General features: G+C 67.0%; 17 protein-coding genes. 7 read left to right on the top strand and 10 right to left on the bottom strand.

The genetic code is table 11. The annotated features are described in order from the left end of the window. The first annotated feature begins 32 nt into the window (after positions 1-32). Positions 33-1994: a helicase HerA domain-containing protein gene (locus ACQUSQ_RS12385; protein WP_435069619.1), complete on the top strand. Its 1962-nt coding sequence runs from the start codon at positions 33-35 to the stop codon at positions 1992-1994. Positions 1995-2007: 13 nt separating this feature from the next. Here the strand turns inward: ACQUSQ_RS12385 and tpiA are convergent, their stop codons facing one another. Genes tpiA through ACQUSQ_RS12355 form a run of 6 tightly spaced genes read right to left on the bottom strand, consistent with a single transcriptional unit; the run spans position 2008 to position 6277 of the window. After that, positions 2008-2652: a triose-phosphate isomerase gene (gene tpiA / locus ACQUSQ_RS12380; RefSeq protein ID WP_435069617.1), complete on the bottom strand. Its 645-nt coding sequence runs from the start codon at positions 2650-2652 to the stop codon at positions 2008-2010. Positions 2653-2694: 42 nt separating this feature from the next. Then, on the bottom strand, positions 2695-3219 hold the full coding sequence (locus ACQUSQ_RS12375) for a multiprotein bridging factor aMBF1 (protein WP_435069615.1): 525 nt from the start codon (positions 3217-3219) through the stop codon (positions 2695-2697). 55 nt (positions 3220-3274) lie between these two features. Beyond that, complete coding sequence (locus ACQUSQ_RS12370; RefSeq protein WP_435069614.1) at positions 3275-3877, bottom strand: CDP-alcohol phosphatidyltransferase family protein; 603 nt, start codon at positions 3875-3877, stop codon at positions 3275-3277. A 28-nt stretch (positions 3878-3905) separates the two neighbouring features. Beyond that, positions 3906-4421, bottom strand: a complete 516-nt coding sequence (locus ACQUSQ_RS12365; RefSeq protein ID WP_435069613.1) for an adenylate kinase family protein — start codon at positions 4419-4421, stop codon at positions 3906-3908. Next, positions 4418-5500 carry a histidinol-phosphate transaminase gene (gene hisC / locus ACQUSQ_RS12360; RefSeq protein WP_435069611.1) on the bottom strand — a complete coding sequence of 361 codons (1083 nt, stop codon included), beginning with the start codon at positions 5498-5500 and terminating at the stop codon, positions 4418-4420. The genes ACQUSQ_RS12365 and hisC overlap by 4 nt, the downstream gene beginning before the upstream one ends. Positions 5501-5545: 45 nt before the next feature. Beyond that, positions 5546-6277, bottom strand: coding sequence for a fumarylacetoacetate hydrolase family protein (locus tag ACQUSQ_RS12355; RefSeq protein ID WP_435069610.1), 732 nt, complete (start codon positions 6275-6277; stop codon positions 5546-5548). Between the two features lie 85 nt (positions 6278-6362). On the opposite strand from ACQUSQ_RS12355, the gene ACQUSQ_RS12350 reads away from it, so the two are divergent. The 4 genes from ACQUSQ_RS12350 to ACQUSQ_RS12335 all read left to right on the top strand — a co-directional run bounded on the left by ACQUSQ_RS12350 (position 6363) and on the right by ACQUSQ_RS12335 (position 9755). Further along, the gene (locus ACQUSQ_RS12350) at positions 6363-7094 is read left to right on the top strand and encodes a metal-dependent hydrolase (RefSeq protein WP_435069608.1); all 732 of its coding nucleotides are present in this window, start codon (positions 6363-6365) and stop codon (positions 7092-7094) included. A 33-nt stretch (positions 7095-7127) separates the two neighbouring features. Further along, a complete protein-coding gene (locus ACQUSQ_RS12345; RefSeq protein WP_435069606.1) occupies positions 7128-7526 on the top strand; it encodes an OsmC family protein in 399 nt (132 codons plus the stop codon). A gap of 193 nt (positions 7527-7719) precedes the next feature. Next, positions 7720-9099 carry an APC family permease gene (locus ACQUSQ_RS12340; protein ID WP_435069653.1) on the top strand — a complete coding sequence of 460 codons (1380 nt, stop codon included), beginning with the start codon at positions 7720-7722 and terminating at the stop codon, positions 9097-9099. Between the two features lie 8 nt (positions 9100-9107). After that, positions 9108-9755: a potassium channel family protein gene (locus tag ACQUSQ_RS12335; RefSeq protein WP_435069604.1), complete on the top strand. Its 648-nt coding sequence runs from the start codon at positions 9108-9110 to the stop codon at positions 9753-9755. Here the strand turns inward: ACQUSQ_RS12335 and ACQUSQ_RS12330 are convergent. Next, positions 9752-10531: an HAD-IIA family hydrolase gene (locus tag ACQUSQ_RS12330; RefSeq protein WP_435069602.1), complete on the bottom strand. Its 780-nt coding sequence runs from the start codon at positions 10529-10531 to the stop codon at positions 9752-9754. The two genes, ACQUSQ_RS12335 and ACQUSQ_RS12330, sit on opposite strands and share 4 nt — an antisense overlap. A gap of 96 nt (positions 10532-10627) precedes the next feature. On the opposite strand from ACQUSQ_RS12330, the gene ACQUSQ_RS12325 reads away from it, so the two are divergent. Beyond that, positions 10628-11398 carry a GTP cyclohydrolase IIa gene (locus ACQUSQ_RS12325; protein ID WP_435069601.1) on the top strand — a complete coding sequence of 257 codons (771 nt, stop codon included), beginning with the start codon at positions 10628-10630 and terminating at the stop codon, positions 11396-11398. Here ACQUSQ_RS12325 and ACQUSQ_RS12320 read toward each other — a convergent pair. The 3 genes from ACQUSQ_RS12320 to ACQUSQ_RS12310 all read right to left on the bottom strand — a co-directional run bounded on the left by ACQUSQ_RS12320 (position 11395) and on the right by ACQUSQ_RS12310 (position 13148). After that, entirely contained in the window at positions 11395-12558 is a 1164-nt protein-coding gene (locus ACQUSQ_RS12320; protein ID WP_435069599.1) for a pyridoxal-phosphate-dependent aminotransferase family protein, read from the bottom strand. The two genes, ACQUSQ_RS12325 and ACQUSQ_RS12320, sit on opposite strands and share 4 nt — an antisense overlap. Positions 12559-12675: 117 nt before the next feature. After that, positions 12676-12912 carry a hypothetical protein gene (locus ACQUSQ_RS12315; protein ID WP_435069597.1) on the bottom strand — a complete coding sequence of 79 codons (237 nt, stop codon included), beginning with the start codon at positions 12910-12912 and terminating at the stop codon, positions 12676-12678. Positions 12913-12956: 44 nt separating this feature from the next. Beyond that, positions 12957-13148, bottom strand: a complete 192-nt coding sequence (locus tag ACQUSQ_RS12310) for a hypothetical protein (RefSeq protein WP_435069596.1) — start codon at positions 13146-13148, stop codon at positions 12957-12959. 267 nt (positions 13149-13415) lie between these two features. On the opposite strand from ACQUSQ_RS12310, the gene ACQUSQ_RS12305 reads away from it, so the two are divergent. Further along, positions 13416-14195: a PGF-CTERM sorting domain-containing protein gene (locus ACQUSQ_RS12305; RefSeq protein ID WP_435069594.1), complete on the top strand. Its 780-nt coding sequence runs from the start codon at positions 13416-13418 to the stop codon at positions 14193-14195. The last annotated feature ends 78 nt before the right edge of the window (positions 14196-14273 follow it).

Here is a 14273-nt window from a genome sequence, read left to right as displayed (position 1 = left end):
AACTATGGGGGGCGGGACCCTCTCACGGACCGATGACGGAGACGGACACGGAGACTATCACAGTCGCGGACGTGAGCGACGGCCCCGGTGGCGACGCCGACGCCGACGCGGGAACGCCCGTCTCGCTCCCGGTCGTGGAACTGCTCACCGGCCGCGGGTTCGTCACGGGGAAATCCGGGTCGGGCAAGTCCAACACCGCCTCGGTGCTGGTGGAGAACTTGCTCGCGAACAACTTTCCGGTCCTCGTGGTCGACACGGACGGCGAGTACTACGGGCTGAAAGAGGAGTTCGAACTCCTGCACGCCGGCGCGGACGACGAGTGTGACATTCAGGTGAGCCCGGAACACGCCGAGAAACTCGCGAGTCTCGCGCTCGAAGGGAACGTCCCAATCATCCTCGACGTGTCGGGGTATCTCGACGACGACGAGGCGAAAGAACTCCTCCTGTCCGTCGCGCGCCACCTGTTCGCGAAAGAGAAGAAACTCAAAAAGCCCTTCCTGATGCTCGTCGAGGAAGTCCACGAGTACATCCCCGAGGGCGGCGGCCTCGACGAGACGGGGAAGATGCTCATCAAAATCGGGAAGCGAGGCCGGAAACACGGCCTCGGCATCGTCGGCATCAGTCAGCGCCCGGCCGACGTGAAGAAAGACTTCATCACGCAGTGTGACTGGTTGGTGTGGCATCGCTTGACGTGGAACAACGACACCAACGTCGTGAGCCGGATTATCGACGCCGAACACGCCAACGCCGTCGAGGATTTGGGCGACGGCGAGGCGTTCCTGATGACAGATTGGAGCGAGTCGGTGCGGCGGGTGCAGTTTCACCGCAAGCGCACCTTCGACGCGGGGGCGACGCCCGGCCTCGACGACTTCGAGCGGCCCGAACTCAAATCCATCAGCGACGATTTGGTGTCGGACCTCCGCGAAATCAGCGACGAACAGGAGCGTCGCGAGAGCGAACTCGCCGACCTGCGTCAGCAACTCGAGAAGAAAGACCAGCGCATCCGCGAACTCGAATCGGAGTTAGAGGAGGCGCGGGACCTCTCGCGGATGGCCGACCGCTTCGCGCAGGCGATGCTCCAGACGGCGGAGGCGCCGTATCGCGGCGGCGACGGGCGCAATCTCGCTCGCGCGGCGGCGGCGTCTGCCGACCAGGCCGAACTCCACGACTACGAGCGAGACGCCGACGGCGCCGAGACGGAGGAAGCGGAGGCGGAGAGCGACCGGCCCGCTATCGAACCGAACGAGTGGCCGTCGCTCGACGGGATTGGTGAGAGAGAGGAGGCAGAAGACGTAGAGCCGGACCCAGAACCGGAGCCGGAACCGGAGACGAGCGCGACCGACGAACAGGCCGACGTGACCTTCGGCGCGGCTGAGACGACGGACGACACAGCGGCGACGACTGAAGAGACGCCGACAGCCGACTCGGACGCCACGCCCGCCACGCGCGAGGCGGTCGTCGCCCGCTTCCGAGACGAAATCAGTGGACTTCCAGAGCTCTCGCGGCGGATGCTCGCCCACTATCGGGCCGAGCGGACGGCCACCCCGGTCGACGCCCACGTCGCCGCGGGGGGGACGCCCGACCAGCCGATGGCCTACGGGCGGAACCGCCCGCTCCGGACGGCGGGCTTCGTCGAACGCGTCGACGGCGACGAGTATCGGTACGCGCTCCCCGACCGGGTCGCCGGCGCGTTCGACGGCCACCTCGGCGATACGGCGCTCGAAGACGTCGTTCGCGAGGTAGAGCGGGCGTTCGTCGACGAGGAAACGCTCAGCGCCGAGGCGGACGACGTGCGCGCACCCGACGAACGGGACGAGGTGGAAGTCGTCGACGACGACGTAGAAGGCGACGACGGCTTCGTGGACGAGGACGCGGAGTTCGTCGACGAGAGCAGCGAGACGCCGGCCGCGGCGGACGACGCGACGCGCCAGCAGATGGCGTCGGGGTCGACGGAGGAGGACCCGACCGAGCGGACGGACGCGGAGATTCTCTGACCGGACTCGGTTTTCAGACGCCGGACACCAAGTCTTCGAGCGCCGCCCGCGGGTCGTCGGCCTTCGCGACGCCGCTCGCGAGGAGGACGCCCTCGGCGCCGAGCGAGGCCGCGGCGTCGAGGTCGTCGCCCGACGAGACGCCGGCGCCGCAGTAGACGTCGACAGCGGGGTCGACCGCCTCGGCGGCGGCGATGGCCGCCTCGACGATATCGGGGTCGGCGGTGCTGACAGACACGTCGCCGCCGATGAGTTCGGGGGGTTCGACCGCGACGGCGTCGGGGCCGAGCGCCGCCGCCGCGCCCACCTGCGTCGGATTGTTGGCACAGACGACCGTCTCCAGTCCGGCCCGGTCGGCGGCGTCGAGTGCACCGTCGATGTCCGCGAGTTTCAGTCGGTGCTCGGAGTGATTGAGGAGCGTCCCCTCGGCGCCCGCGTCGGCGACGGCCTCGGCGAGCGTGTGGCCCGTGTGACTGCCGTGGTCGACGGGAGCGACGTGTTGGGCCCACGTCTCGACGCCGGTGGCGGCGACGCGGTCGAGATGTGCGGCTTGGGGCGCGACGGCGATACGGACGCCGCTGGCTTCGGCCACGTCTCGGGCCGCCGCGGCGACGGCGGCGGGGTCACAAGGGTACGCCTTCAGGTTGACGAGAACGAACATACCGAGGGAAGCGACGGGAAGCGGAAAAAACGTGCCTATCTGCTAGTCCTTGCGCTTGACGACGTCGCCGAGGGTCGTCGTCGTGGAGGAGCCACCGGACCAGTCGGAGTCGTCGCCGCTGGCGCCTTCCGAGAGCGAGATGTCGAGTTCGCGTTCGAGTTTCGTCTGCACCTCGTCGCTCGGGAGGACGTCGCCGCGTTCGAGTTTGCGGATGAGACTCGCCTTCTCGTTGAGTTCGTTGGCGAGGTCCTCTTGGGTCCAGCCGCGGTCCTCGCGGGCCGTCCGAATGCGCTCGTCGTAGTCGGTGGCCACCTCCTCCATGTCGTCGAACATGTCTCGGCGGCGGGTCGAGCCACCGGACGAACTCCCGCCCGAAGCGGACTGGGAGGACGACGAGGACCCCGAGGACGACGAAGTGGAGTACTTCGTCGAGGACGAACTGCTCGACTCCGTCCGCACCTCGGTGCCGAAGTCCGAACACTCGTCACAGAGGTCCAGTTCGGCCCCCTCGACTTTCGTCGTCGTGAGCGACGAACTCTCGGCGCCACACATTTCACACTGGGGCATACCCAGTCGTAGCGGACGACCGGGGATAAAAGGTGCGCCCCGCCGGCGCCGGCGGTCAGTCGAGGTCGCCCCACGCGCCCCAGAACCGCTGGAGCGCGGTGAAGTGGCCGATGATAGCGAAGAAGACGAGGAGCCACCCGACGACCGACAGCGGCCCCAGCGACTCGGGGACGATAGCGGCGACGACGGCGGCGATGCCGATGAGCGCGAGGCGGTCCGCCCGCCCCACCAGCCCGCCGTACTCGCGCCCGAGGCCGACGGCCTGAATCTGGGTGCCGAGATACGAGGTCATCAGGACGCCCGTGACGGCCAGCAAGCCGAGGTCGTAGCGCGCGATGCCGGCGGCCAGTCCCACCACGAGGACGATGTCGGCGTAGCGGTCCAAGACGTGGTCGAGAAGGTCACCGCCGAGGGAGTCGGTGTTCTGCGTGCGGGCGAGGGCGCCGTCCAGCAGGTCGAGCCACCCGTTCGCGAGGACACAGAGCCCGCCGAGGACGTAGCCGAGAGGCGTGGCGACGTAGAACCCGACCGCGGCGGCGACGGCGAAGCCGAAGGCGATGACGCTGACGCCGTTGGGCGTGAGTCCCACCCGGTCGGCCGCGGCGACCATCGGGTCGAGGACGAGTTCGGCCACGGGGCGCAGGCGGTCGAGTGTCATAGTAGGTGATGGCATCCACCGGGCATCGTCACAGGTAGCCCGTGAATTCGACGTCGCCCGCGCTCGGGTCGCGGTCACCGGCGATGACGGCCTCGATGGCCGTCGCCACCTCGGCGGGCGTGCGGTCGGTCGTGTCGATTTCGTAGACGTTCTCGACGCCGTGGCGGTCGACCGCCTCGGAGAGGATGACGTCCAGCGCCTCGCTCTCGGCGTTTTCCGTCGCCTTCGCCTCGTCGGCTCCTCGGTCGCGAAGACGCTCTTCGAGGACGTCGGGCCGGCACCGCAGGACGACGACCTTGTCGGCGTCGAGGTGGTGGGCGAGGTGGGATTCGGCGACGCCCGACCAGTCGCCGAGCGCCTCCCGAACGGCGTCCAAGTCGGCAACGAGCGAATCGCGGTCGGCGTCGCGCTCGGACCACAGCCCCGCGTCGCGGATGAGTTCGTTGACGTGGACGACGGGGCCGTCGAGGAGGGTCGTCGCGCTGGTCTTGCCCGTGCCGGGCGTGCCCGTAACGGCGACGCGGTAGTCGACGTCGTCGCTCACGCCACCACCTCCGCGAGAACCTCGTTGATGGTGTCGACGGCGTCGGGTGTCGTCTCCCGCGTGCCACAGGAGACGCGGATGCATTCGGGCAGGCCGAAACTGGAGCAGTCGCGGACGATGACGCCGCGGCGCTGGGTGGCGTCGGCGACGGCCGAGGCGTCACCCACTTCCGCGAGGACGAAGTTACCGCCGCTCTCCCACGTCGGCGCGTCGAGGTTGTCTCGGAGATACGAACGCGCCCAGCGCGCCGTTTCGACCGTCTGCTGGAGATGCTCCTCGTCGTCGAGAGCGGCGAGGGCGGCCCGGCACCCGACTTCGCTCGCGGCGAAGGGGGTGTTGACGCGGGCGTAGGCGTCCGCCCACGCCTCGGGCACGACGCCGTAGCCGACGCGAAGCCCCGCCAGCCCGTACGCCTTCGAGAACGTTCGAAGCACGGCGAGGTTGTCGTAGGTGTCGAGGAGGTCGATGGTCGAGGGGGCGTCCGTGTACTCGGCGTACGCCTCGTCGACGACGATGAGGGTGTGGTCGGCGACCGTCTCGGCGAGGGTTCGGATGGCGTCGCGGGAGAACTCCGCGCCCGTGGGGTTGTGCGGCGTCGTGAGATACACCATCCGCTCGCCGTCGTAGGCGTCGAGGACGGTGTCGGGCGTCTGTGCGAAGTCGTCGGCCTTCGAGAGCGAGTAGGTGTCGACCGCGCCGTGGTGGTACCGGGCGCTCATCCGGTAGTACGAGAAGCCGGGTTCGGGGGCGAGAATCCGGTCGTCGGGGTCGAGGAAGGCCCGCGAGAGGTAGTCGATGGCGCCGTCGGCACCGGGCGTGACCCAGACCTGTTCGGGCGTGCAGTCCCAGTGGTCGGCGAGTTTCTCGCCGAGGTCGGTGTGGGAGGCCTTGGGGTAGACACCGACACGGGGCGCGGCCTGTTGAATCGCCTCGACGGCGTCCGGACTCGGGCCGTGTGGGTTCTCGTTCGAGGAGAGTTTCGTGAGGTCGGCGGGGTCCATCCCCAGTTCGCGGGCCACCTCCTCGGCCCCGCGACCGGGGACGTACGGCGAGAGGTCAGAGAGGTCCCGTGGTTGCATGGTTCGAAATTGCGGGCGGCGACGCTTAAGCGTGGCTGGTTGGTGTCAGTCGCGTCGCGCCGTGAACTCGAGCGTTTCGACGCCCTCGATTTCGACGGCCACGTCGTCCCCGTCTTCGAGGCCACCGACGCCCGACGGCGTGCCCGTCGAGATGACGTCGCCCGGTTCGAGCGTCATGTACGAGGAGATTTCCTCGATGAGGGCGGGCACGTCGAAGATGAGCTGTGAGATGTCGGAGGACTGCTTGGTCTCGCCGTTGACGCGGAGTGAGATGGCGGCGTCGTCGGGGAGGTGGTCGGGGTCGGCGACGACCGGTCCCATCGGGGCGGCGCCGTCGAAGGCCTTGCCGCGCACCCAGTTTTGCTCCTCGCGCTGGTCGTCGCGGTTCGAGATGTCACAGACGACGGTGTAGCCGTCGACAACCGACTCGGCGTCGTCGGCGTCGACGTTGCGACACTGTTCGCCGATGACGACGCCGAGTTCGGCCTCCCAGTCGACCTGCGACTTGCCCTCGGGGAGGGCGATGGTGTCGCCGTGGGCGGCGACGGTGTTCGGCGTCTTGAGAAAGAGCATCGGCCGGTCGGGGACGGGGATACCCGTCTCCTCGGCGTGGTCGGCGTAGTTGATGCCGATACAGATGATTTTCGAGGGCTCTGTGGGGGCGAGGACGTCGACTTCGTCGAGGTCGTACGTCGAGTCGGCGAAGCGAACGCCATCGCCGTGCCATTCGCCCGTGCGGACCATGCCGGCCGGGTCGCGGAATCGGACGCGTCGCATGCACGGGGCGTCAGTCGCGGGTGAGATAAGCCTTCCTCGTTTAGTTGGGACAAGATTCACGTTCGTCTCGGGACAACGAACGAGCATGGAACTCACTTGGCACGGCCATTCGACTTGGCACGTCACCGTCGACGACACGTCGCTGTTGATAGACCCCTTCTTCGACAACCCGTTCACGTCGGTCGAGCCAGCGGACCTCGACCCGGACTACGTCCTCCTGACCCACGGCCACGCCGACCACATCGGCGACGTGGGTGCGTTCACGGACGCGACCATCGTCGGCACGCCGGAGTTGACGGCGTGGGTCGGCGACGAACACGGCGCCGAGGACACTCTCGGCATGAACATCGGCGGCACCGTCGAGTGCGGCGACGCGTACGTGACGATGCACCGCGCGGACCACACGAACGGCATCGGCACCGACTACGAGTACAGCGCCGGGCCGCCGGCGGGCTACATCATCGGCGACACGGTGCCGACTCAGGAGGCTGACGAGGACGCCTTCGCGTTCTACCACGCCGGCGACACCGGACTGATGAGCGAGATGCGCGACGTCATCGGCCCCTTCCTCGAACCCGACGCGGCGGCGCTGCCGGTGGGCGACCACTTCACCATGGGACCGGCACAGGGCGCCATCGCCGCGGATTGGCTCGGCGTCGACCACGTGTTCCCGATGCATTACGACACCTTCCCGCCCATCGAAATCGACGTCGAGGACTTCGAGCGAGAGGTGGCGGCGGCGGGAGCGTCGGCCGAGGTGCACGCCCTCGACGCCGACGAGAGTTTCGCGTTCGAGCGCCCGTACAGCGACGGGTAAGGGTTTAGACGCCACGGGTCGAATCGGGACACGATGAGCGACATCGAGACGATTACCGTCAGCGACGAGGGGTTCAGCGCCGTCAACCAGATTGGTGACTTCGAGTTCACCATCGACGCCACCGACGAGGAAGGGCCGAACCCGAACGCGGCGCTCGTCGCGACCTACGCCTCCTGTTTCCTGCCGGCGTTCCGCGTCGCCGGCCAACAGCGCGACCACGACGACCTCGGCAAGATTCAAATCGACGCGAGCGCCGACCTCGACGACGATGACGACCTCGAATCCATTCACTTCGCGCTCCACGTCGCCGCCGACCTCGACGACGACACCGCGGCGGAACTCGTCGAACGCGCCGAAGGCATCTGTCACGTCCATTCGGCGCTCCGCGAAGGCCTGCACGCCGATATCGACGTCTACGGCGACGCCTTCTGAGGGTCGTCGTCAGTCCGTTGGAGTTGGCCCGGACTTTCTTGTGGGGCGTCGAACAGGGATGAGCCACGCTGATGGCCCACACGCAATCGGGAGACGACACTAGTCCGCGCTGGCTGATGCTGGGAGGGTGGCCGCCGTGAGCAGTCACGGCGAGCGTGCGCCCGAGGCCGACCTCGGCCTCCTCGACGCGACGATGATAGGGATGGGCGCGATGATAGGCGCCGGCATCTTCGTGTTGACGGGGCTGGCCGCGGAAATCGCGGGGCCAGCGGCCATCCTCGTGTTCGCACTCAACGGCGTCGTGACGGCCTTTACCGGGCTGTCGTACGCGGAACTCGCCGCGTCGATTCCGAAAAGCGGCGGCGGGTACGCCTTCGTCAGAGAGGTGTTTGCCGACCTCCCCTCGTTCGTGATGGGGTGGATGCTGTGGTTCGCCTACATGATAGCCGGCGGCCTGTACGCGCTGGGTTTCGCGCCGAACTTCCTCGAACTCCTGCACGTCTACGACGTGGCGCCGGCGGAGGTGGGCGCGGTGGCACTGCCGGTGGTCGATATCGCCGTTCCGGCGGGCATCGGCCTCGCGTTCGTCGCCGTCCTCGGACTGGTGGCGCTGAACGCCGTCTCGACGGCCGCCAGCGGAAGCGTCGAAACCATCTTTACGCTCGTGAAGGTGGGCATCCTCGTGGTGTTTGTCGCCTTCGGCGCGACGGCGCCCATGTTCTCGACGGCGGAGTTTCAGCCGCTGTTTCCGGGCGATAGCGGGGCGTTCAGCGTCCTCCCCGCGATGGGGCTGACGTTCATCGCCTTCGAGGGCTACGACCTCATCACGACGGTCACGGAGGAGGTGAAGAACCCGCGCGAGAACATCCCCAAGGCCATCTTCGCGAGTCTGGCCGTGACCGTCGTCGTCTATCTCGCCGTCGTCGGCGTCGCGGTGGGGACGCTCGGCGCGCAAGGGTTGGCCGAGGCGGGCGAGGCGGGCATCGCGCAGGCGGCGACGGAGTTCATGCCGACCGGGTTGCCCGTGATTCAGAACGGCGGCGCGATTATCGTCTTCGGCGCCGTCTTCTCGACGCTGACGGCGTTGAACGCCGTCGTCATCGCCTCCTCGCGCGTCGCGTTCTCGATGGGGCGCGAGGAGCAACTCCTGCCCTCATTCGGGCAGTTGCACCACCGCTACGGGACCCCCTTCGTCGCCATCCTCGCGAGCGGCGTGGTGATGCTCGGCTCCGTCGCGTTGCCAACCCAGAGCGCGGGCAACATGTCCAGTCTCTTCTTCCTGCTCTCGTTTATCGTCGTCAACGGCTCGGTCATCAAACTCCGGCGGGAGCGACCGAACATGAACCGACCGTACGAACTGCCGTACTACCCGATTCCGCCGATTCTCGGCATCGTCCTCAATTTGGTGTTGACCGGCGTGTTGGTGTGGTACCTGCTCCGGACGGACGTGTTGGCGCTTCTCTTGAGCGGTGGCTGGATTCTGCTCGGCGTGGCGGCGTACGCCGTCTACACGCACCTCCGGGCGGACGAGACGGAGACGCGCGACGAAACGACCTCGGCGGTGGACGACTAACAACGACCATGGCACTCGATATCATCATCGCGGGCGGCGGACGCGTCGGCTTCGAAGCAGCGGCCCTCCTCGGCGACCGAGGGCACAACGTCACGGTCATCGAATCCGACGGCGAGCGGTGCGACGAGATGGCCGACGAGTACGTGGCGACGATAATCCGGGGCGACGCCTCCAACCCGGACATCCTCCGGCAGGCGGACGTCGAGCGAAGCGACGTCGTCGCCGGCCTGACGGGGGAACCGGGGCTGAATCTCGCGGTCTGTATGATGGCGATCGAGATGAATCCGGACCTTCGGACGGTGGCCCGAATCGCCCAGCGGGACCAAGAGGAGTACGAGCAGTTCGTCGACCGGACGGTGTTTCCCGAGGAGACCGGCGCCCGAACGGCGGTCAACGAAATCGAGGGCGAGGACGTGCGGACGCTCGCCGACGTGACGGGGGCGCTCGACATCCTCGAAGTGCGGGTCGAGGAGGGCGCCTCGGCCGCGGGCAAGAAACTCGAATCGGTGCGGTTCCCGGCAGGGACGCTCGTCATCTCGGACGACGACGGCGAGCGAGTTGCCCGCCCCGAGACGACGCTCACGCCGGGCAAGCGCTACGTCATCGCCGTCGAACCCGGCGTGGTCGACGAGGTGCTGAACCTGCTTCGAGGCTAGAGAACCGTGTCCACGTCGGCCAGCGAATCCAGCACGTAATCTGGCGACACCTCGCTCCGGGCCAACTCCCGGTCGTCGGTGACGCCGGTGCGAACGAGCGCCGTCGTCATCCCCGCGCGCTCACCGAGTGCGATGTCGGTGTCGAGGCGGTCACCGACCACCAGACAGTCGCTCGCCGGAAGGCCGAGACGCTCGCTGACGATGCGGCGCGCGGGCTTCGAGGGCTTGCCGAGGACGACGTCGGGGTCGCGCCCGACCACGCCCGAGACGGCGTTGATGATGGCTCCCGAGCCGGGAACGTCGCCGTGAGCGGCGGGAATCACCATGTCGGGGTCGGTGCCGACGATAGTGACGTCGTCGTCCGCACACGCCCGAAGTGCGACACAGAGCCGGTCGTAGTCGAACGAGCGGTCGATGGAGACGACGACGGTGTCCGCGCGCGCTTCGTCGTCCACGACGGTCAGTCCCGCGTCGGTGAGTTGCTCGACGAGTGCGGGTTCGCCGACGACAAAGAGGGCGTCGTCGGCGTGTCGGTCGGCGAGATACGACGTCGTAATCGTCCCCGCGGTGACAATTTCGGAGGAGTGGGCGTCGAAGCCGGCGTTCCGAAGCCGCTCGGCGTAAGCGGGCGGGCGCTTGGTCGGGTTGTTCGAGACGAACAGTCGGTCGAGTCCGGCGTCCTGCAGTCGGTCGAGTCCCTCGGCGGCGCCGGGAATCGGCTCGTCGCCCCGAACCACCGTTCCGTCCACGTCGAGGACGACACCTCGGTAGGGCATTGCCGAATGTAGGGTGGGGACGAAGTTGAACCCCGCGCTCCGGACTTCGACCGAGAACCAAAGAGCAATGAGCGCGCCGTGCCACCCACCAGTACCGTGACGAACACGCAGCTGACGCTCGTTCAAATCGACAACTACGGCCCGTGGACGGTGACGCCGGAACCGCGCCGCGAGATGGACCTCCAGACGCTCCAGTCGCGGCTCTTTGCCGACATCGCGCAGTTCATCGGCCACCGCGACGGCTACGCCTTCTTCACTCGCTTCGACAACATGGTGGCCGTGACGAACGGTCTGGACGACGACGACCACAGGCTTCTCCAAGAGTCGACGGGGAACCGCTACCCCGTGACCGTCAGCCTCGGCATCGGCGTCGATTCGAACCCGGCGGTGGCGCTGGAGCGGGCGACCGAACACCTCCAACACGCCGGGAGCGCACAGGACCGCGAGCGCCGCGAAGTGCTCGCGGGGACGCCCGTCGCCGAGTCGAGCGACGAGGACGTCGCCATCGCGCATTTCGACGTCAACGACGCGACGGAGAAATACACCGACCAACTCAACGAGTTCGACTCCTTCATCCAAATCGAGCAGGGGTACGCGACGCTGATGCGGTATCTCCGGGAAGAACACGGCGGGCTCTCGTTTTTCGTCGGCGGCGACAACATCATCGCCGTCACGCCCGAGCTAGGCGCCGATGCCTATCGGTCGGCCATCGACCACGTCTCGGAGACGGTCGGCGTCGAACTCAAAGTCGGCGTCGGGCAGGGTGAGAGCGCCCACGCCGCCGGGATGGCGGCGAAACACGCGTTGGAGGAGTGCCGACACGGCGGCACGACCGTCGAACTGAGCGAGACGGCCGCCCGCGATTAGGCTTCGATAGCCTGTTCGTCGACGTCGAAGTTCTGTGCCTTGAGCGCTTCCTCCATGGCCGTCAGGAGGCAGGCGACGTTCTGTCGGCGCGCGGAGTAGCCCATGCAGCCGATTCGCCAGATGTCGCCGTCGAGCGCGCCCAGTCCGCTGGCGATTTCGATGTCGTACTCGTCCATCAGGAAGTCGATGACGGCGGTGTCGTCGACGCCGTCGGGCACCTCGATTGAGTTCAGGCTGGGGAGCCAGTACTCCTTCTCGGCGGCGGGTTCGAGGCCGAGGTCCTGCAGGCCCGAGCGGAGTTCGCCCGCGACGGTGCGGTGGCGCTCCCAGCGGTTTTCGAGGCCCTCCTCGGCGACGAGACGGAGCGCCTCGCGGAGCCCGTAGAAGTTCGTCGTCGGCGCCGTGTGGTGGTAGTTGCGCTCGTCGCCCCAGTACTCCATGACGAGGTCGAGGTCGAGATACCAAGAACCGGTGTCTGTCTCGCGGTTCTGAATCTTCTGGCGTGCGCGCTCGCCGACGGTGAGTGGCGTCGCGCCCGGGGTACAGGAGAGGCACTTCTGGGGGCTGCCGTAGGCGGCGTCGATGCCCCAGTCGTCGATGCGGAGTTCGACGCCCGAGAGCGACGTGACACAGTCCGCGATGACGAGCGCGTCGTGGTCGTGTGCGATGTCGGTGAGTTCCGGCACGTCGGGCTGGCAGACGCCGGTACTCGTCTCGGCGTGGATGAACCCGAACACGTCGGGCTGGTGCTCGTCGAAGGCGTCTGCGACGTCGGCGGGGTCGAGCGGTTCGCCCCACGGCGCGTCGACGGTCACGACGTCACCGCCGGCGCGACGGGCGAGTTTCCCCATCCGGTCACCGAAGTAGCCGTTGGTGGGCACCAGCATCGTGTCGCCGGGTTCGACGATGTTGCCGATGGCCGTCTCCATGGCCGCGGTGCCCGTCCCACTCGTGGCGAGCGTCCACTCGTTGTCGGTCTGGAACGTGTATCGAAGCAGTTCCTGGATGTCGTCCATAATCTCCAGGAACGACGGGTCCATGTATCCGAGCGCCTGAGTCGACATCGCACGGAGAACGCGCGGGTCGATCATGCTCGGGCCGGGACCCATCAGAATTCGCGACGGTGTATCGAGTTCACTCGTCTCGGGTGGACTCCTCATATCTCGGGTGAAGGCCGAACGGAATAAAAACCTGCGTGTTGGTGGCAATATATTGTCGAAGCGGAGTTCGACGAGTGTCGTGTGTTACCGCGTATTGTGGGAGCAAGCGTCACGAACTCAGAGCAGTTTCGGGACCACGCGTCGCCAGACGACAGTTAGGACGACGACGACGAGATACGCGCCGGCGAGGGAGCCAACGAAATACAGCGCGAGTCGGTCGAGCGGCATCGAGGCGGCGGAGACGGCGGCGCTGACGCTGTAGGCGACGGCGAGTGCGTGGTGGTACCAGCTCAGGAATCGGTCCGACGGCTCGTCGTCGAGAACCGAATCGGGTGCGACCGGGTCAGACGTCATACGTTGCGTGGGGTCGCTGGCCTCAAAAGACACGGGGCGACACGCTATCCCGACTCAGTCGAGTCGTAACTGTCGAACACGCAAAACCCCAGCATCGACGCGACGAGAACGATAGCGAACGTACGAGCCACGAACACCGCGAACGAGGACGGGACGCCGAGGAGCAGCGTCGTCAGGATAAAGGCCGTGAGTCCGCAGCCACTCCCGACCAGATATCGAGCGGGCAACTCACTCATCGTCCGCCCGTCACTGATATCCAAGCCTAAGCTCGGGGGGTAATCAGTTAGGCGAGCGGCCGTCGGACGGCCTGCCAACGGCCGACACCGTTATTTATCGACAGTACCGGTCCCCTAGATGGGCCGACGTGGCCTCACTTCGATAGCGGTCTCCCCCCCGGAACCCCCTCCGCTATCGGAGTGTCGACGACAGACGCTTGTGTGACAGTGGCAGTCGGTATTGACAGGGTTTATCCTCGCGCCGACCCGGTCAATGACGTTCATAAGATGCTACGAACTCAGCGCAGTTGGCGACGAGCCGGGATGGTCGTCGGCGCCATCTTCCTCACGCTCGCGGTGATGAGCGCGTCGACGCTCGCCGTAAGCGGGCTGTCCGTCACGTCACTCACGAACGCGGAGGTCGAGAGCGGGCAGTCGGCGACCCACACCCTCGAATACGAGGCCGACGGCATCAGCGCCGACGGGACGACCGACGTTCTGTTCGTCCAGTTCCCCGACGAGTACGCCGGTAACATCTCCGTCTCGGGCGCCGAGTTCGTCAACCGGACGAGCGGTCAGACCGTCGCCGTCAGTTCGAGTACGAGCATCGTCGACGGCCCCGACGACGACGGCGTGCAAGAGACGCTCCGGACCGGCATCAGCAACGACGCCGACTACGCAACCGATAATATCCGGGCGACCTACGAGTTCGGCCTGAGCCACCCCGCAGTCGAGGAGACCACCTCCTACGACGTGACGATTGTCGCCGAGGACTCCTCGACGAGCGGCGCGCGGACGACGGCCACCGACGCCATCACCGTCGTCGCCGGTAGTACGTCGACGAGTACCTCGACAGCAACGAGTACGGCTACCGCGACGAGCACGGCCACTGCAACGAGTACGGCTACCGCAACGAGCGCAATGACTGACACGGCCACCGCAACGAGTGCGATGACTGAAACCGACACGGCGACGGCCACCGAAACCAGCGGGAGCGGTCCCGGCTTCGGCGCCGTCACCGCTCTCGTCGCCGTCGTGGCGTCGCTTCTTCTGCTCCGTCGAGACTGAATCGGGCGGTCGCCACCAGTAACGTATTTTGAAGATGCGGAATCCGAGACTACGGATGATGAACTGCAGGGTGACGAT

The sequence above is a fragment of the Haloplanus sp. C73 genome (genome assembly GCF_051195115.1).
GTDB lineage: Archaea > Halobacteriota > Halobacteria > Halobacteriales > Haloferacaceae > Haloplanus.
This window is presented reverse-complemented; position numbering and strand designations above follow the sequence as displayed.

Excerpts from the sequence above, each read along its gene's own strand:
- ACQUSQ_RS12305 (WP_435069594.1), top strand. The coding sequence starts at position 13,416 with ATGCTACGAACTCAGCGCAGTTGGCGACGAGCCGGGATGGTCGTCGGC.
- ACQUSQ_RS12330 (WP_435069602.1), bottom strand. The coding sequence starts at position 10,531 with ATGCCCTACCGAGGTGTCGTCCTCGACGTGGACGGAACGGTGGTTCGG.
- ACQUSQ_RS12320 (WP_435069599.1), bottom strand. The coding sequence starts at position 12,558 with ATGAGGAGTCCACCCGAGACGAGTGAACTCGATACACCGTCGCGAATT.
- ACQUSQ_RS12315 (WP_435069597.1), bottom strand. The coding sequence starts at position 12,912 with ATGACGTCTGACCCGGTCGCACCCGATTCGGTTCTCGACGACGAGCCG.
- ACQUSQ_RS12355 (WP_435069610.1), bottom strand. The coding sequence starts at position 6,277 with ATGCGACGCGTCCGATTCCGCGACCCGGCCGGCATGGTCCGCACGGGC.
- ACQUSQ_RS12345 (WP_435069606.1), top strand. The coding sequence starts at position 7,128 with ATGAGCGACATCGAGACGATTACCGTCAGCGACGAGGGGTTCAGCGCC.
- ACQUSQ_RS12350 (WP_435069608.1), top strand. The coding sequence starts at position 6,363 with ATGGAACTCACTTGGCACGGCCATTCGACTTGGCACGTCACCGTCGAC.
- ACQUSQ_RS12340 (WP_435069653.1), top strand. The coding sequence starts at position 7,720 with ATGATAGGGATGGGCGCGATGATAGGCGCCGGCATCTTCGTGTTGACG.
- ACQUSQ_RS12375 (WP_435069615.1), bottom strand. The coding sequence starts at position 3,219 with ATGCCCCAGTGTGAAATGTGTGGCGCCGAGAGTTCGTCGCTCACGACG.
- ACQUSQ_RS12370 (WP_435069614.1), bottom strand. The coding sequence starts at position 3,877 with ATGACACTCGACCGCCTGCGCCCCGTGGCCGAACTCGTCCTCGACCCG.
- hisC (WP_435069611.1), bottom strand. The coding sequence starts at position 5,500 with ATGCAACCACGGGACCTCTCTGACCTCTCGCCGTACGTCCCCGGTCGC.
- ACQUSQ_RS12385 (WP_435069619.1), top strand. The coding sequence starts at position 33 with ATGACGGAGACGGACACGGAGACTATCACAGTCGCGGACGTGAGCGAC.
- tpiA (WP_435069617.1), bottom strand. The coding sequence starts at position 2,652 with ATGTTCGTTCTCGTCAACCTGAAGGCGTACCCTTGTGACCCCGCCGCC.
- ACQUSQ_RS12310 (WP_435069596.1), bottom strand. The coding sequence starts at position 13,148 with ATGAGTGAGTTGCCCGCTCGATATCTGGTCGGGAGTGGCTGCGGACTC.
- ACQUSQ_RS12335 (WP_435069604.1), top strand. The coding sequence starts at position 9,108 with ATGGCACTCGATATCATCATCGCGGGCGGCGGACGCGTCGGCTTCGAA.